Genomic DNA, 16,892 nt, shown 5'->3' with positions numbered 1-16,892 from the left:
CGGCGAAACCAAGCCTCGCCGAGCTACCGCGCAGCCGCCCGGGCCGAAAGGCCCACGGCGCCGGTGAGACGGACCACTGCCACTCCAGACCCAGCCGGCGAACGCCCGACCCAGCCCTGCCCGCCACCACGCCCTGACGCCGGGTACCGGCCCTGCCCGACGAGATCTGCCGCCCTGCCCGGCTGGCGCCGGCCGCCCGCTCCGCCGACACCTGCCGCCTGCTCCGCCGAGGCCGGCCGCCCGCTCCGCCGACACCTGCCGCCTGCTCCGCCGAGGCCAGCCGCCCGCTCCGCCGACACCTGCCGCGCGCTCCGTCCACACCAGCTGCCCGCTCCGCCGAGGCCAGCCGCCCGCTCCGCCGACACCTGCCGCCCCCCCCGCCGGGCACTCCACGCCGCTCGCGAGACGTCAGTCAAGTCCGCTGCCCGCCGCCCAAGCGCTCCTCCTCTACCTTTCTGCCCGTTCCCGGTTCCACAATTCCGGCGGAAAGTTTCAATCCACTCTTTCGAGTGAAAACAGGCACCCTGAGTTAGCGACGCGCCGAAAGTCCGGCGGTGTTCCCGGGCGTGGCCCGGCCGCGGCCGGGCGTCCGGTCGCAATGCGTTGAAGGTCTGCGGGCAGTCGCTGACCAGCGCCGTTTATGTCCTCTTCGGCCCGGGAATTCCGCCGCTGAGCCGATCGAAAGGAGAGCACCATGTTCCTCGCGCAAGGCGATATCGGCAGGTCGCTGCTCGGTGGTCTCGAAGCCGTGATCGCCTACATCCCCACGATCATCGGCGCCTTGGTGATCCTGCTGATCGGCTACATCGTGGCCAAAGTGGTGCAGAAGGTCGTCGAGAAGGGCCTGCACAAGATGGGCGTCGACCGCAGGCTCAAGGACACGCCGCTGGGCGGTCAGATGGACCGCGCCACGCCGGGAGCCTCTCCGTCGCGCGTGCTCGGCAAGGTCGGCTTCTGGCTGATCTTCCTCATCGGCCTGGTTTCGGCCCTCGGCGCGCTCGGGATCGCGGCGGTCACGAACTTCATGAACCAGGTCCTCGCCTACGTGCCCAACATCATCGCCGCCATCCTGATCTTCATCGCGGCCGCGCTCGTCGCGGGTGCGATAGGCGGGCTCGCGCGGCGGACGATGGGCGACACCCCGACCGGCAAGATCGTCGCGACGGTGGGTCCGACCCTGGTGATGGGCATCGCGGTGTTCATGATCCTCACGCAGCTCGGCATCGCGCCGGCCATCGTCCAGATCACCTACACCGCTCTGATGGGCGCCATCGCGCTCGGCCTGGCGCTGGCCTTCGGCCTCGGCGGCCGCGACATCGCGGCCGACATGCTGCGCTCGGGTTACGACCGGGCCCAGCGGGAGCAGGCCCAGGCGCGGCAGGAGGCCACGGTCGGCCGCGGCGCCGCGGAGGACACGGGCTGGAGCACCACCTCGCCCGGCGGTGCCACCACACCTTCCGGCACCGCACCTTCCGGCACCACCTCACCGGGTTCGGCGACCGGCGCGCCGCAGACCGGCGGCCAGATGCCGAACCGCCCACCTGCAACCTGATGGGCGACCGCCCACGGGAAATCACAACCACCGCTTATGAGAGGTTCCCGGGACGCCGCACAGTCCCGGGAACCTCTCATGTCCGCAGTGGACGCCGACCGCTCAGAACACCAACCCGAGCGCCAGGAACCCGAAGAACCCGGCGACCAGGATGACGATGATCGCCGTCACCAGCAACCACACCCACTTCACCGGCCGAGCCTCGGCCTCCTGCCGGTGGGAGACGCCCTCCGTCGCCGAACCCGACTCCGGCGGAGTCTCACCGGGCGGCACCGACCCGCCCGGTTCCAAACCGGGCGTCCGCTCCGGCTCCGGATCCGGTGGCCCACCGGACTCTCTTGTAGCCATGCCCACCCGGGTAACCGCTCACCGTCCTGGGAAAACCTGTACATTCAGCGGTAGTCGTCCAGGTGTTCGAAAGCGGTGCGGGTCGCGGAGTGCGGCGGTCACGCTCTCGGGAACAGCGGACCACCGATGTCATGGCCGAGCCGCCAGACCCCCGACTGCGACGGCCAGCTCGCGCGCTTGATCGGCATTCAAACGCGGGTCACAAGCCGTCTCGTACCGTCGATCCAGGTCCTCCATGAGCACCGCAGGAGTGCCCCCAACGCATTCGGTGACGGCCTCACCGGTGAGTTCAAGGTGCAGTCCGCCCGGATGCGTGCCCAGCGTCCGGTGCACCTCGAAGAAGCCGGCGACCTCGTCGAACACGTCGTCGAAGAGGCGGGTCTTGTGACCGCTGGCAGCGGTGAAAGTGTTGCCGTGCATGGGATCGCACACCCACGTCACCGGCGCGTGCTCGGCGGCCACCTTCTCCACCAGCGGCGGCAGCAGGTCACGGATCTTCCTCGCCCCCATTCGGATGATCAACGACAGTCGCCCTGGTTGCCGTTGCGGATCAAGCTTGTCGACCAGCGCGAGCACATCGTCCGGATTCACCGCCGGCCCCAGCTTGACGCCGACCGGATTGCTGATCCCGGCGGCGAACCGCACGTGCGCGCCGTCGAGGTTCCGGGTCCTTTCCCCGATCCACAGTAGGTGGCCCGACGTGCCGTAGCGCTGCCCGGTCAACGGATCCGTACGGCAAAGAGCCTCCTCGTACGGGAGCAACAGGGCTTCATGGCTGGTGAAGAAGTCGTTGCCGCCCGGGCCGCCGTCGCTTGTTCGCGGATGCGGCAGCAACGAGTCCCCGGGCGAGGCGGGTTCGTCCTGCTTGCGCAGCACGGCCAAGGTGCCGGCCGCCGTGCGGTACGCCTGGAGAAGCCTGCGCGGGTCCGGAGTCCGCGCCGCTGGTGTGAAAGCCAGGCCGTTCACGGCGTCGCCCCGGTAGCTCGGGAGGGTCTGCCCAAGGTGGGACTCGGTGGGCCACGACCGGGGCTTGGCATACTGCCCCGCGATGCGGCCCACTGTCACCACCGGAAGGCCCATCCGCTCGGCCAGGATCTCAGCCATCTGGCCGAGCAGCCGGACCTTGCGGCCGACGGCTTCCGAAGCGGCCCCGGCGAAGGTTTCCGCGCAGTCGCCTCCTTGGAGCAGGAAAGCTCCACCACCGGCCACAAAGGCGAGCTGGTCTCGTAGCAGATCGCACTCGCGTGGGGAAACCAGGTGCGGTTGCACGGCCAGTTCGGCCAGCGCCGTCCGCAAGGCGGCCGGGTCCGGCCAGACCGGCTGCTGCGCGGCGGGTACGGCGGACAAGGCAGCCTGCTGTGTTCTAGGCATCGGGCTCTCCTCGGCAAATCCGCAGCAGTGCCGAAGCAAGGGTGTTACCGGCGGTACCGAAGCTCGCCCGGTAAGTCTCGGTGATCTCGGCTTCTCTGGCCGGTACAAGCCGCGGCCCACCCGTATCGGTGCGGCCGTGCTGAACCTGCCGGGACAGCTTCCGGCGAGCGTGCAGCAGCTCGATGATGTCCCGGTCGATGACATCAATCCTCCGGCGAAGCGTGCACACGTCGACCTCGCCATCGGTGAATCGTTCTGGCATGGAGATGAGAGACACGGCTACCACCCTCCGGCTATGGGAACGAGATGAGTTTGAGCGGCTGTTCGACGCGATCCGCGACATGGCGGAGGAAACCGGATGCGGTCTCGCCGTCGCAGACTCGGTGGTCGAAAGTCAGGGTCAGTTGCACGACCTGGCGCACCGCGAGTTCGCCACCGTGCACCCAGGGTTTGGCCACGATGCGGCCCACGCCGAGCATCGCGGTCTCGGGATGGTTGATGATCGGTGTGGCGCCGTCGATGCCATACCGGCCGTAGTTGTTCAAGGTGATGGTCGCGCCGGTCAACTCCGACGGGGACAGCGTGCCGGTCCGGGCGGACTCGGTGAGCCGCGCGATCTCACCGGACAGTTCCGACGTGGACATCCGGTGCGCTCCGTGCACGACGGGTACCAGCAATCCCTTGCCGGTTTGGACCGCGAAGCCGAGATTGACGTCAGAGAACCGTATGATCTCTTGACGGTCGGTGTCCACCATGGAGTTCAGTTCAGGGAACCGGAGTGCGGCGGCGACGCACATGCGTGCCAGCAGTGCCAGCAGACTGGTGCGCTCGGGGCCGGAACCGAGCGCTTCCCTCGCCGCGAGAAGGCCGGTGGCATCGGTGTCCACCCAGCAGGTGACGTCCGGAATCTCGCGGCGGCTACGGGACAGCTTGTCGGCAATGGCTTTGCGCACCGAGCGGATCGGGATCCGCTCGCTCTCCGCGCGCCCGGCCGCATGAGCACCGCGGGTCGCAGTGATCGCCCGTTGGACGTCCGCGCGCAGGACGAGACCAGCAGCGCCCGTACCCTGGACCGTCCGCAGGTCGACCCCGTTCTCCCTGGCGAGTCGGCGTACCAGCGGCGACACCACGGCGACCGGTGCACCCACGGGAGTCGCCGCGTCGGTACGCGGACTCGGTGCCTGCCGAGCTACTGGGGTCGTTGCTCTCCGGCTTGGGACGGAGCCCGAGCGAACGCGACGGCGTCTACGTGCGGGCGCGGTATGGACACCGGAGCCGACCAGCACTTTGCCCGCATCCTCCTGGGACTGTTCGGATGTGGCCGCGACCGTCACCAGGATGCTGCCAACGGCGACGACCTCGCCCTCCTCTCCCATCCGGCAGGTGACTGTTCCATCGTGCGGGCAAGGCAGTTCGACGGTGGCCTTGGCCGTCTCCACCTCGACCACCGGCTGGTCGACGTGCACGTGGTCGCCGACGTCCACGAGCCAGCGTACGATCTCCGCCTCGGTGAGGCCTTCACCGATGTCGGGGAGCCGGAACTCAAGGATCGGTGACATGTCAGCTCGCTCCCTCGGGTGCGCCCGACTCCCATTGCAGGCGGGCCACGGCATCGAGAATCCGGTCGACGGAAGGCAGGTGATGGTTCTCGAGCATCGGCGGCGGGTACGGGATGTCCAGCCCCGCGACGCGTAGAATCGGCGCTTCAAGGTGGTGGAAGCACCGTTCGGTGATGCGCGCCGCGATCTCCGCACCCGCTCCCGCGAAGCCGGCCGACTCGTGCACCACGACGGCGCGTCCGGTCCTGCGCACGGCTGCACACACCGTTTCGTCGTCGAACGGCACCAACGAGCGAAGGTCCAGCACTTCGAGCCGCCAGCCCTCCTGCTCGGCCTCCTCTGCCGCTTCCATGCACACCGGCAGGCTCGGTCCGTAGGTGATAAGCGTCGCGGAAGTCCCGTGACGACGGACCGCCGCGACACCGACCGGATCGACGTCCAGGTCTGCGTCGGGCGTCCACTGGGCTTTGGACCAGTACAGTCTCTTGGGCTCCAGGAACACCACCGGGTCGTCGGAGGCGATCGACGCCCGCAGGAGACCGTAGGCGTCGGCATGGGTGCCTGGGCAGACCACGTGCAGCCCCGGCGTGTGCATGTAATAAGCCTCCGAGGAGTCGCTGTGGTGCTCGACCGCACCGATTCCGCCGCCATATGGGATGCGGATGGTGATCGGCAGCGGCATGCGGCCCTTCGTCCGGTTACGCATGCGGGCGACATGGCTGACCAGCTGCTCGAACGCCGGGTACGCGAAGGAGTCGAACTGCATCTCTACCACCGGGCGCAGACCGTTCATCGCCATTCCCACGGCGGTCCCCAGGATCCCGGCCTCTGCCAGTGGTGTGTCCGCGCAACGGTCGTCGCCGAACTCGGCGGCCAGCCCGTCGGTGATCCGGAACACCCCTCCGAGAGCGCCCACATCCTCGCCCATGACGTGCACGGAGGGGTCGGAGCGAAGAGCATCCCGCAGCGCTGTGTTGAGCACCTGTGCCATCGTCATCGAGGACTGGGGCGAAGGCACGATCGTGGTCGAAGAGTTGGTCACGGTTGGTCGCTCCCTTCCGCCTGCAACTCGGCTCGCACCATCGCTTCCTGCTCGCGCAACTGCGATGTCTTCTCGGCGAAGACATGCGAGAACAGCGTCATCGGATCGGGGTTCGGCGGGTGGCCGTGGCGCTCGCGCAGGTCGGCTGCGAAGTCGTCGGCCGAGCGAGCCGCGTCCTCGATGTCGGCGTCACTGAGGACTCCCATGTCGCTCAGGCACCTCTCCAGGACGAGAACGGGGTCGTGCTCGCGCCACGTGTCGGCGTCCGACGGGTCGCGGTAGCGGCTGTCGTCGTCGGAGTTGGTGTGCGGATCGATGCGGTAGGTGACGGCCTCCACCAGGGTCGGCCCGCCGCCGTGGCGGGCGTTTTCCACGGCGGCGGTCAGTACCTGGTGAACGGCGGCCACGTCGTTGCCGTCGACAAGGCGTCCGGGAATCCCGTAGCCGGCAGCCTTGTCCGCCAGCGCCAGTGCGGCGGTCTGCTTGGCCAGCGGGACGGAGATGGCGAAGCCGTTGTTCTGTACCAGGAAGACCACCGGTGCCTGCCACACGGCAGCGAAGTTGACGGCCTCGTGGAAGTCGCCCTCGCTTGTGCCGCCATCGCCCACCATGGCGAGGACGACGGTGTCTTCGCCCTTCAGCCGGGCAGCCCGCGCGAAGCCGACCGCGTGCGGGAGCTGGGTGGCAAGCGGCGTGCTCAGCGGGGCGACCCGATGCTCGTGCGGGTCGTAGCCGTGGTGCCAGTCCCCGCGCATCACCGCCAGGGCTTCGACGGGGTCGACGCCGCGGACGATGGCGGCAAGCGTGTCTCGGTAGGTGGGGAAGATCCAGTCCTGCGGCGACAAAGCGCGGGCAGCCGCGACTTCACACGCCTCTTGACCGGTGGTCGAGGGATAGACGGCGAGCCTGCCCTGCTTCGCCAGTGCGGTCGCCTGCTGGTTGTAGCGCCGGCCCCGTACGACATCCCTGTACAGCGTGTGCAGCAGTCCGGTGTCGGTGTCGGCGGATCGGGCAGTGCCGAGGACGCGGAACGGTTCTCGTTCCGGAAGCAAGGCGGACGGGTCGGTCCGTGGCGGTTCCTGCTTCACCGACGCGGTGGCACCGGTCTTCTGAATCACCGTGGTCACGCCAAGCTCCTCGTCGCGTCGTTGACGGATTCGCCGACCGGCAGACGTGGCCGCGCCACTTGGACGACCGCGTCGGTGGGCCGGTTCTTGCCCAGGAACTCATGAGCCGCGACGAACTCGTTGCTGCATTGGGCCGCGGCGCACCCGATCTCGCCGCCGAGTATGACCGCGGCCATGATCTCGGCGAGTTTGCGAGCTTTCCCGGTCCCGTAGCAGTCGACCACGGACAGCGTCGCACGGAAGGCGGGGAGGCCGGTTCCGCCGCCGACGGTGCCCAGGATGAGGGTCGGCAGGGTGATGGAGACCTCCAGGTCGCCGGAGGGCAGGAACCGGCAGTCCACCACAGCTTGCGAGCATTCTCCCAAGTAGGCCATATCCTGTCCGAATGCCTGGAACAGCGCGGCCATGCCGTTGACCGCGTGGATGTTGAGCGACGGACTCCCGTGCAGGGCCAGGACATTCTTGTAGTTGCGGATGTAGCTGGCCAACTGGTCCAGTCCCACCCGGGTCATCTTCCGCACCACGTCCTCCTTCAGGACCGTGCGCGCGATGACCTTCTTGCCCTTCTTGCGAGCGGGAATGTTCTTCTTGTCCTCCGGGTAAGGTACGAACTCCTCCTGGACCAGCCCGCTGTTGGTCTTGACGTAATCGGACACCCGGCTCACGGCCTTGCTGGCCATGTTGCTTCCCATGGCGTCGCCTGTGGTGCAACGCAGCGACAGGATGACGGAAGTGCCCACGCAGTCGTAGGAAACACCCGTCACACCCAGATGACCGCTACTGGCGACCGCTAGCCCGCGAATGGTTTCCTCGTGTTCCCTGCACCAGGCGATGAGCCGTGCCGACTCGTCGAGCGAGTTGGTGGTGAGCTGGGTGGCGCGCAGGAAGTAGTCGCCGTAGACCAGGGTTTCGCACCCACCGGACAGGTTCATCACCTTGGCGCCACGTGAGTACGAGGCCAGCAGAGTTCCCTCCAGGGTGGACATCGGGACCGCGAACGTCCCCCGGGCCTCCGTACCGCGAATGTCCAGGGGGCCGCACAGCCCGAGTGGAACCGGAACCGCGCCTACGAAATTCTCGATGTTGCCGCGCACGTCCGACTCCGAAAGGGAGCTGCTCAACGACTCGTAGGATTCACCGGTCCCGTCGAGCAGCTGCTTGACCAAGCCGATTCGTTCGTCGAAGCTGTGGCGAGAGATCTCGATGTGCGACGAAGGGTCCGCGGACAGGTGGCCTGGATGCGCGTCCCTCTGCCGGTCGCCTCCTCCGTGCGTGGCGACTTCGGTGGCCGGGTCCCTTGGACTCGGGACTCCGAGATCGGGCCGAAGGATGTCGAGCAGGGACACCGGCCCGACGCGGGCGCCGATGGCGAACAGCACAGGATCCTTGATCGTCTCCACCGGTTCAAGGGTTTCGATGTCGAGCACTTCGAAATACTCGAGTTCGACGTCGCCGGAGGACACCTCCGCCGCCATCGCGGCCAGTGCCCGCTCGCGTAGCACGGCGGTCTCGGTAGCACCGTTGCTCAACGAGTCGGCGGCGGCGCGCAGCGCGCGCGGCAGCGCAACGGCCTTCGGCCGGTGCTCGCCCAGGTGCACGTTGCGGCTCGACATCGCCAAGCCGTCGGGTTCCCGCACTGTCGGCAGTACCTTGACCGACGCGGGCAGGTTCAGATCGCGCACCAAGCGCTCCACCGCGACCCAGTGCGGCAGATCCTTCTCCCCGAAGTACGCGACGTCCGGTTGCACGATGTTGAACAGCTTCGTGATCACGGTGCACATTCCCGGGAGCTGACCGTCCTTGGTCAACCCCGTGCGCCGAAGCATCTCGACGAGCCGTCCACCCACACTCACGGTCGTGGCGAACCCGTCAGGGTAGATCTCCGCCGTTTCCGGAGCGAACAGCACGTCCACGCCCTGCCGGGCCGCGATCGCGGCGTCGCGCCGCTCGTCGCGCGGATAGGTCTCGAAGCCGCCGTCGTCGCTGAACTGAGCAGGATTGACGAAAAGGGACACCACCACGACATCGCATTCGCGGCGCGCGGCCTCCATCAACGATTCATGGCCTGCGTGGAACGCGCCCATTGTGGGCACGAAACCCACGGTGCGTCCCTGCGAGCGCATTTCCCCCACGTAGTCACGTATCTCGGCGATCGTACGCATCGTCTTCATGCTCAATGCTCGTCTCCGTACTGCTCGGAACCGACTGATCCAGCTGATCCGGACAGCGTCAACCGGCCTGATATGGAGGCGCGGTCTGGTGCCCGATGAGGTGAGCTGCGTGGAAGGCAGCAGTGCTCTGTCCGCCTGCGAAGGTTTCCCGCTCTCAGGAAACCCGCTGTGAAGGAATATGCACCCACCGCAGCGATTTGTCAGTAGTTCGGTGCCCGGCCGCCGGGGTTCTTGCCCACCAGGTCAGTGCCGCGTGTACGTCGGGGCACCCGCTCAAGTGCGGGCGACTTGCGGGGTTCCCCGCGGGTCGGCGCGAGTCCGCTCCTGTCCGCCGCGGGCGGCCGAGGCAGCCGTCTTGAGCAGGCAGGCGAGCGACCGGGCGCATCGGCACCGCTCTTCCAAGACGTGCGCCCGCGCCGCATAGACGAGGGACGCTGCGAGGTCAAGGTTGTGTCGCGGAGGACCGGGCCAGAAAGGCAAAGCCTGTGTCCGAAGGTCCAGAGGTTGAAGTCCCCGTCTTCTCCTCCTCTTACGCTCACCTCGGGTTCCGAAATCTGGTCCGGTCAGGCTCATTGTGATGGCTGATCGGCCATGTGGTCCGCCCCATTCTTTTCTGCTTTTCGTTGGCGGGTCACGTCCGGTTGGGATCAGTCGAGCGATGGAGTGGGCCGAATGACGACCGGTGCTGTATTGGCGGGTGTAGGGGCGTGGTTGCCGCCGGCGGTGGTCACCAACACGGATCTGTGTTCGCGGCTGGACACCACGCAGGAGTGGATCGAGAGCCGCACCGGGATCCGGGAACGCCGCACCGTCTCCAATGGAGTGGCCACGGTGGACCTCGCGGTGGAGGCCGGTGTCCGGGCTTTGAAGTCGGCGGGCATGTTCGCCGTCGACGCGGTCGTGCTCGCCACGACCTCACCGGACCGGACCTGTCCGGCGGGGGCGCCGGAGGTGGCGTCCAGGCTGGGACTGGGCAATGTGGCGGCCTTCGACCTCACCTCCGCCTGCAGCGGGTTCGTCTACGGGCTCGCCACCTGTGCGGGACTCATCGCCACCGGGGTCGCCGAGAGCGTGCTCTTCATCGGCGCGGAAGCGTTCTCGACCTTCGTCAACCCTGCGGACCGGACCACGGCCCCGATCTTCGGAGATGGAGCCGGGGCGGTGGTGCTGCGCCGCGGGGACGGCGACGAGCCAGGGGCGATCGGCCCGTTCGACCTGGGCAGCGATGGCCGGCATGCCGATCTGCTGGCCGTGTTCGGTGGTGGCTCCCGGCAGCGAGCGGCGAACGGGCTCGGACACGCTGACGTGCCGGCCGAGGACTGGTACCTGTCGATGTCCGGACGGGCGGTTTACCAGCACGCGGTGGCGCGGATGACCGCTTCGGCGCGCACGGTGCTGGACCGGGCGGGCTGGTCGGCGACGGACGTTGACCGGTTCGCAGGCCATCAGGCGAACCTGCGCATCATCACCTCGGTCGCCCAGCAACTGTGCATCCCCCACGATCGCGTCCTGGCCAACATCGATCGAACCGGGAACGCACTGGCGGCCTCCATTCCGATCCTGCTGGCCGAAACCGCCGCGAGCGGTGAGCTGAGCGCGGGGCAACGGGTTCTGGTCACCGCGTTCGGCGCGGGACTGTCGTGGGGCTCCACAGTGCTGGAGTGGCCGGACATCACGGCCGATTCCCTGATCTGAGTTTCCGTCAGAGTACTTATAGGAGAAGTGATGGACGATCTGTTCAGCCGCGTCAGTGAACTGCTGGCCTCCCGGTTTGAGGTCGAACAGGCCGACCTGCGTTCCGACGCCTCGTTCGACGACATGGGACTGGACTCGTTGGCACAGGTCGAACTGGGCGAGATCCTCGCACAGGAATTCGGCGTCGACATCGATGACGAGGAGATGGAGAACATGTCGACGTTGACCGAGCTCGTCGGCGCGTTGCGGCAGAAGGGAGTGGCTGTCTGATGCCCGGGTTCGCGGCGGCGGTCACCGGCCTGGGGCTCATCACGCCCGCGGGCATCGGCGTGGAGGCGAACTGGGATCGCGTCGTGGCAGGTCGTCCGACGGCGGCCACCGATCCCGACCTGGCCGGTCTCCCGGTCGACTTCGCCTGCCGGGTGCCCGACTTCGACGCCGCCGCGAGCCTCGGTGAGCGGACCGCCTGGCAGCTCGACCGGTACCAGCAGTTCGCGCTCGTAGCGGCGCGCGAAGCCGTCCGCGATGCCGGACTGTCTCCCCAGGACTGGGACGGCACCAGGGTCGCGGTCGTTCTGGGCTCCGGCGCCGGCGGCACCTCGACGATGGAGAGCCAGCAGACCCGGCTGCTCGACAGGGGAGCGGGGAAGGTCTCGGCCCTCACCCTCCCGATGGGGCTGCTCAACATGGCGGCCGGGCGGTTGGCCATCGAGTTCGGGGTGCGGGGCCCCAACATGGCGATCTGCACGGCGTGCGCCTCCGGTGCGAGCGCGATCGGCGTGGCGAGGGACCTCCTGCGCTCCGGCGCGGCCGACATCGTGCTCGCCGGAGGGGCGGAGGCCGCCGTCACCCCCCTGTTCGTCGCCGCCTTCAACCGGATGCGGGCCTTGTCCAGGAACAAGTCCGACCCCGGTACCGCTTCGCGGCCGTTCGACAAGACTCGCGACGGCTTCGTCATCGCCGAGGGCGCCGCCGTGCTCGTCCTGGAGAGCGAGCGCCACGCGCGGGCCAGAGGAGCCCGAGTGCGCGGCAACGTCGTCGGTTACGGAGCCTCCGCCGACGGTCATCACATCACCGCGCCCGACGCGGAGGGCCTGGGAGCAGAGCAGGCGCTGCGAACCGCGATGGACGACGCCGACCTCACCGCGGCAGAGATCCAGTACGTCAACGCCCACGGGACGTCCACTCCGCTCAACGACGTCGCGGAGGCCGCGACGATACGGCGGGTCATCGGCGGGCATGCCGCCGTGAGCTCTACCAAGGGCGTCACGGGACACGCGCTCGGTGCCGCCGGGGCGATCGAAGCCGCCTACAGCATCCTCGCGCTCCAGCACGGGTCCGTTCCCCCGACGGCCAACCTGGAGAACCCGGATCCGCGGATCGAGGTCGATCTCGTGACCGGGTCGGCGCGGTCGGGCGCGCTGCGGACGGTACTCAGCAACTCCTTCGGCTTCGGCGGCCAGAACGCGGTTCTGGCGTTCGCCGCCGCGTGACCAGGCACAACATATCGCCTTCGAGGAATGCCAATGACGCGATTCGCAGAAAAGCTCCCGGAAACCGAGAGCGAAAGCTCCGATGCCCGTGGCGATCTGGTTGATCTGATATTCGACGGGAAGTTCAGCAGCCTGCACCAGGACCTGCGCGCGGCACTGGAGAACCCGCTCTTCGACCAGCGCCCTGGGCTGTCAACCCTGGAAGCAGGCCGGCTCTCCTACGAGCGCGCCCGGTTCCTGCACGAGCACCTGGAGCTCGGTTCCGAGCTTCCGCACGACCAGGAGCGGATGTTCGCGGTCAGCGAGTGGTCGTGCCTGGTCGACATCACGACCCTTCCGGTGCTGAACATCCACTACAACCTGTGCATGGGGACCATCCTCCAGCACGGCGCGGGACGTGACGACCTCGGCGACTACCTCGACGAGCTCAGGAGCATGTCCTCCATCGGCCTGCTGATCGCCACCGAGCTCGGCTACGGCAACAACATCGCCGCGTTGGAGACCGAGGCGGTCTACGACCACGAGACCGGCGAGTTCGTGCTGAACACCCCGAACGCCCGGGCGCAGAAGTTCATGCCGAACACCGGAATCTCCGACATCCCGAAGCTCGCGGTGGTGCTCGCCCGGCTGAAGGTGTCCGGGGCCGACCGCGGTGTCTTCCCGTTCATCGTCCGGATCTCCGACCGGAACGGCCTGCGTCCTGGCGTGCACGTCACGCGGCTTCCGGAGAAGCCGGGCTTCGCGCTGGACAACGGCGTGACGCGCTTCGACCACGTCCGTATCCCGCGCAGGAACCTGCTGACCGGGAGCGCGGGGCGGCTCACCGACGCGGGGGAGTTCCGCGCGAACGTCAAGAACAGGCGTACGCAGGTCCTGCGCGCACTGGACAGGGTGACCCCGGGGCGGATCTGCCTGAGCGGTGCGCTCATCTCGGCCGCCCGCGCCTCCACCTACATCGCGGTCCGGTACGCGTGGCAGCGGCTGACGGCCGCCCCGGGCCGGGGGGAAGTGCCGATCATCTCCTTCCGCAGCCAGCAGTCAGCGCTGTTCACGTCGCTGGCCAGGGTGTATGCGATGACGTTCCTGCTCAACCACGTCAAGAAGGAGTATCTGCACCGCCACGGTGGCGACGACACCGAGGTCAACCAGCTCGTCTCGATCGCGAAGGCGCTGTCGAGCTGGGAGATGTCGGAAGTGCTGCATGTCTGCCGGGAGCGGTGCGGTGCGCAGGGCATGTTCTCCATCAACCGGATCGCGGACTACCTGCCGATGGCACAGGGCGTGGTCACCGCCGAGGGGGACAACCTTCCCCTGCTCGCGACCGTGGCCGGCCAGATGGTCGCCGGACGCAGTGGACGAGTGGCGTCCGCACCGCAGGTGCCGGAGCCCGGAGACATCCGCGACGGCCAATTCCACCTCGACCTGCTGCGCTACCGTGAGGACAGCCTGCGGTGGGAGACACGGCAGGCGATGCGCAAGCGCTCCGATGAGCGTCCGAGCCTGGCCTCCGGCTGGAACGACAACATGAACGCCGCCGTTTCGATGGCGCGCACCCGCGGTGTCCAGGTAGCGCTGGAGCGGTTCCTGGACGCCGCTGACCGGGCGCGAACCGAGGAAAGCCGCACCGCCCTCCAACTCCTGGCGTGTCTTTACGGGCTCATCGAGGTCGAGCGCGACAGCGGGTGGTACCTCGCCAGGAACGCGCTGACGCCCGAGCAGGTCGAGCGGCTACCCCGGGAGATCGACTCGCTGTGCGAGCAGATCCTGCCGCACTCGCTGATGCTCGTCGACGCGTTCGGGGTCAGTCCCGAGCTTCTGCGCGCACCGATCGCGGCGGACGACTATGTCTCGGCCGTCGACCAGGCGGTCGGCCACGCGTTGACGTCCGTGCGCCCCAACGCACCAGCGCCGCGCCAGCCGGTGGAGGCAACGGCGGGGCACACCGGCAACGGGCGGTCGGTGCGCGTTGAAGCAAGTACCGGATGAACCGGGCGGCGGCTCGGCCTCGCCGAGCCGCCGCCGATCACTTCACGCCGTCATCCTCGCGCCGCGGTCGGCCCGCCGCATCGCCGTCTCGATCAGGACGTGCTGGCGACGGAGGCGGGCAGTGAGGGCCGGGGGTCCACGCGCGACACGCCGACGCTCGATCCATTCCTGGTCGGCTTTGCATACGCCGGCAGGTCAAGCCGGTCGCGTTCCGCGACTGAGAGGGAGTCCCGTTCGGTTCGCGGGACAACACCGTTGCGTCCGATGCCGCCGCGGAGTTCGCCAGATGGCACATCTCCGGAGCGAACCCGGCACCACCAGGCGAGTGCCACGGCGTTGTCGAAACGGCCGATCTGGAGCGACGCGCGGTGGCCGCCTGGCACCTTTGCGCTGAACCCGTGCGCCAGCGCGGTCCGCCATCGCCGACCGCATCACCGCCATCTTCATGGCGGTGGTGAAGGCGGTGCAACGGTGAAGGCGGTGCAACCTTCTGAACGCCGTGGCCGGGGATCCGACGGGCGCGGCTGGAGCTCCATCGCACTCCGCTCTTTCCAAGGCCACCAAGCGCCTCGTGAGCCAAAATCACGCCTCCGTCGCCCATTCTGGATATTGACGTTCGTGGCTGGTCGCATAAACTTGTGCCTTACTCGCGGTTTCCCGTCTGCACGGTGAACCACAGGGGACCAAACTGCCCGGTAGGGTGAAGGCCCTTGGTTCAGGTGTGCCCTCGGCTCCCGTAACGCCTGTTCGAAAGGGCACTTCGTGTAACGCGTGTCCGGGTGGGTCGCCCCGTGTACGTCGGCGGACCTGAAGACTTCGTGAAGAAGATATGGATTCGGGGCGTGCATACTCGGAACTCGATACGGAGTCGAGGGAAGAGGAGCACGCGAATGAAGAACCACAGGACCGTCCTTACCAGCATGGTGTTCAAGCTGCTGGCGCCGGCGGGAGCGACCGCGCCGGTCGGCGTGGAGCTGCGGTTCGAGAGCCGCAACCCGTACGAGGTGTCGCTGGCCTTCAGCGCTGGTAGCGGCGGTCACGTGGAGTGGGTGCTCGCCAGGGACCTGCTGGCCGACGGTCTGATGATCGACAGCGGGGAAGGTGACGTGCGGGTGGGGCCCGACGCGAGCGATCCCGCGGTGATCGTGGTGTCGCTGTCCTCGCCGAGCGGGCAGGCCACCTTCGAAGCCGACGCTGAGCAGTTGGTCGACTTTTTGAACCGGACCTACGACGTGGTACCGCCTGGTAAGGAACACCAGTGGATGAGTATCGACGAGGCCCTGGCGCGGATGCTGCCGCATGACCTGTACTGATCGCCGCGGGTCCGGCGCCGGATCGCCGGATGTGCCTCGCCGCTAGTCCGGGGCTTCCCGGGCACTGGAATCGCCGGGCTCGGGGGACGGCCCGAAGGCGGCCGGTGCGCGGTGCGCGGCAGGTCACACCCGTGAGTCTTCTGGTTGCCAGGGCGCCCCAGAAGACTCACGGGTCCTGCTGCTTGACGGGGTCTGCTGCCGCTCGCGGGCATCGCTCAGCACCGCAGGTAGAAATACTCCTCAGCGCCCACCTCGACGAGCTGCCGATCACGCACCATCATGGATCTCGGCCGCTCCGGTCTGGTGCATACCTGCGCCAACGGCGCGGCGAGGTTGTCGGTGTACTCGATGTCGATGACCCGATCACCGTAGACGGCCGCGTACTCGGCGCATTCGGCATATCGCGAGCACTCCTCCGCCACCGCGAATTCGAAACCGGCCTCCTGCTTTGCGCGTTCGCTGAGTTCCGCGGAGTTCTTCTGGCCGATGAGAAGCCCGGACTCGTGGGCGATGCGCCCGAGCTCGGCCGCGAGTGCCAGGTTGTCATGGGCTGTGAGTTTTTCGTTCGACCGGCTGTATGAGTCCAGGTTGTCGATCTCCACCGCGTCGAAGCCGGTCGCGGCGCAACTTCTGATCGTCCGTCCCACGATTTCGGCCAGTCTGCGCCGATTGTCCTCGGTGGAGGTGTCGACGAGGAGCTCGTCCGGCCAGTTCTCGTCGATGACCGGCCCACCGTCATCCCCGGTGAGCACCAGGTCGTCATGTTCTCGAAGCCACATGTCGCGTTCCTCGGGCTGAGTCTGGAACGCGTTGACGTAGCAGATGTTGTAGACGCCGGGAGCGGGTGCGGCCGAGCTGTCCCTGACCACCACCCCGGTGCCGACGGGCGGGGGGTAGGGACCGCCTAACTGGTAGTCCGCCGCTGCACCCACGGGAAAATCCAGCGCCGCGTCATTCGCCGCCGAATCGGTCGTGGGCGTGCGCGCATCCCCGGGCGGTGGGGCCGAACATGCGGCGGCCGACACCGCCGCGAGCAGTAGCCAGAACGACGACCGCGCCATCGGCTTCATTTCTCTGCCTCCACGAGGACGGTGCGTGGGACGAAGGGGCTACGCACCGGCGAACGACTCGCCCACGATAGCCCTGCGAAGGCGGAGGTTCGGCGGGGCGAGCCCCGTTCTGCGGGCGTAGGGACTTTCGGGTCATCGTGCGAGGTTTCGTGGGCAACAGTCGGC

The 16,892-nt window shown here is 67.9% G+C and carries 14 protein-coding genes; 6 read left to right on the top strand and 8 right to left on the bottom strand.

All coding sequences use genetic code 11. From position 1 onward, the window contains the following. Positions 1–694 precede the first annotated feature (694 nt). Positions 695–1,552, top strand: a complete 858-nt coding sequence (locus SACE_RS26570; protein ID WP_009944699.1) for a mechanosensitive ion channel family protein — start codon at positions 695–697, stop codon at positions 1,550–1,552. A 102-nt stretch (positions 1,553–1,654) separates the two neighbouring features. Here SACE_RS26570 and SACE_RS26565 read toward each other — a convergent pair whose 3' ends face one another. From SACE_RS26565 to panC, 7 genes are all read right to left on the bottom strand, one after another. After that, positions 1,655–1,900 (bottom strand): DUF6480 family protein, encoded by a 246-nt coding sequence (locus SACE_RS26565; protein ID WP_011874754.1) that lies wholly within the window; start codon positions 1,898–1,900, stop codon positions 1,655–1,657. A 129-nt stretch (positions 1,901–2,029) separates the two neighbouring features. Further along, positions 2,030–3,271 carry a 3-deoxy-7-phosphoheptulonate synthase class II gene (locus tag SACE_RS26560; protein WP_011874753.1) on the bottom strand — a complete coding sequence of 414 codons (1,242 nt, stop codon included), beginning with the start codon at positions 3,269–3,271 and terminating at the stop codon, positions 2,030–2,032. Then, positions 3,264–3,548, bottom strand: coding sequence for a chorismate mutase (locus SACE_RS26555; RefSeq protein ID WP_009944702.1), 285 nt, complete (start codon positions 3,546–3,548; stop codon positions 3,264–3,266). The genes SACE_RS26560 and SACE_RS26555 overlap by 8 nt, the downstream gene beginning before the upstream one ends. A 16-nt stretch (positions 3,549–3,564) precedes the next feature. After that, positions 3,565–4,830, bottom strand: a complete 1,266-nt coding sequence (locus SACE_RS26550) for a dihydrolipoamide acetyltransferase family protein (RefSeq protein ID WP_011874752.1) — start codon at positions 4,828–4,830, stop codon at positions 3,565–3,567. A 1-nt stretch (position 4,831) separates the two neighbouring features. Further along, positions 4,832–5,821 carry an alpha-ketoacid dehydrogenase subunit beta gene (locus tag SACE_RS26545; RefSeq protein WP_197537794.1) on the bottom strand — a complete coding sequence of 330 codons (990 nt, stop codon included), beginning with the start codon at positions 5,819–5,821 and terminating at the stop codon, positions 4,832–4,834. Between the two features lie 47 nt (positions 5,822–5,868). After that, complete coding sequence (locus tag SACE_RS26540; RefSeq protein WP_009944708.1) at positions 5,869–6,999, bottom strand: thiamine pyrophosphate-dependent enzyme; 1,131 nt, start codon at positions 6,997–6,999, stop codon at positions 5,869–5,871. Further along, on the bottom strand, positions 6,996–9,170 hold the full coding sequence (gene panC, locus SACE_RS26535) for a pantoate--beta-alanine ligase (protein WP_009944709.1): 2,175 nt from the start codon (positions 9,168–9,170) through the stop codon (positions 6,996–6,998). Before panC ends, SACE_RS26540 begins: the two co-directional genes overlap by 4 nt. Before the next feature lie 672 nt (positions 9,171–9,842). Here panC and SACE_RS26530 point away from each other — a divergent pair. The 5 genes from SACE_RS26530 (at position 9,843) to SACE_RS26510 (ending at position 15,657) form a co-directional block, all read left to right on the top strand. Next, entirely contained in the window at positions 9,843–10,865 is a 1,023-nt protein-coding gene (locus tag SACE_RS26530; protein WP_011874750.1) for a beta-ketoacyl-ACP synthase III, read from the top strand. Between the two features lie 30 nt (positions 10,866–10,895). Beyond that, complete coding sequence (locus SACE_RS26525) at positions 10,896–11,135, top strand: acyl carrier protein (RefSeq protein ID WP_009944711.1); 240 nt, start codon at positions 10,896–10,898, stop codon at positions 11,133–11,135. Continuing rightward, positions 11,135–12,358 carry a beta-ketoacyl-[acyl-carrier-protein] synthase family protein gene (locus SACE_RS26520; protein ID WP_009944713.1) on the top strand — a complete coding sequence of 408 codons (1,224 nt, stop codon included), beginning with the start codon at positions 11,135–11,137 and terminating at the stop codon, positions 12,356–12,358. Before SACE_RS26525 ends, SACE_RS26520 begins: the two co-directional genes overlap by 1 nt. Positions 12,359–12,391: 33 nt before the next feature. After that, a complete protein-coding gene (locus SACE_RS26515) occupies positions 12,392–14,344 on the top strand; it encodes an acyl-CoA dehydrogenase family protein (RefSeq protein WP_009944715.1) in 1,953 nt (650 codons plus the stop codon). Between the two features lie 890 nt (positions 14,345–15,234). Then, positions 15,235–15,657 (top strand): SsgA family sporulation/cell division regulator, encoded by a 423-nt coding sequence (locus SACE_RS26510; RefSeq protein ID WP_009944717.1) that lies wholly within the window; start codon positions 15,235–15,237, stop codon positions 15,655–15,657. Between the two features lie 215 nt (positions 15,658–15,872). On the opposite strand, the gene SACE_RS26505 is transcribed toward SACE_RS26510, so the two are convergent. Then, positions 15,873–16,727 carry an endo alpha-1,4 polygalactosaminidase gene (locus SACE_RS26505; protein ID WP_143538235.1) on the bottom strand — a complete coding sequence of 285 codons (855 nt, stop codon included), beginning with the start codon at positions 16,725–16,727 and terminating at the stop codon, positions 15,873–15,875. Between the last annotated feature and the right edge of the window lie 165 nt (positions 16,728–16,892).

Origin of the sequence: Saccharopolyspora erythraea NRRL 2338, assembly GCF_000062885.1 — a bacterium.
GTDB lineage: Bacteria > Actinomycetota > Actinomycetes > Mycobacteriales > Pseudonocardiaceae > Saccharopolyspora_D > Saccharopolyspora_D erythraea.
This window is presented reverse-complemented; position numbering and strand designations above follow the sequence as displayed.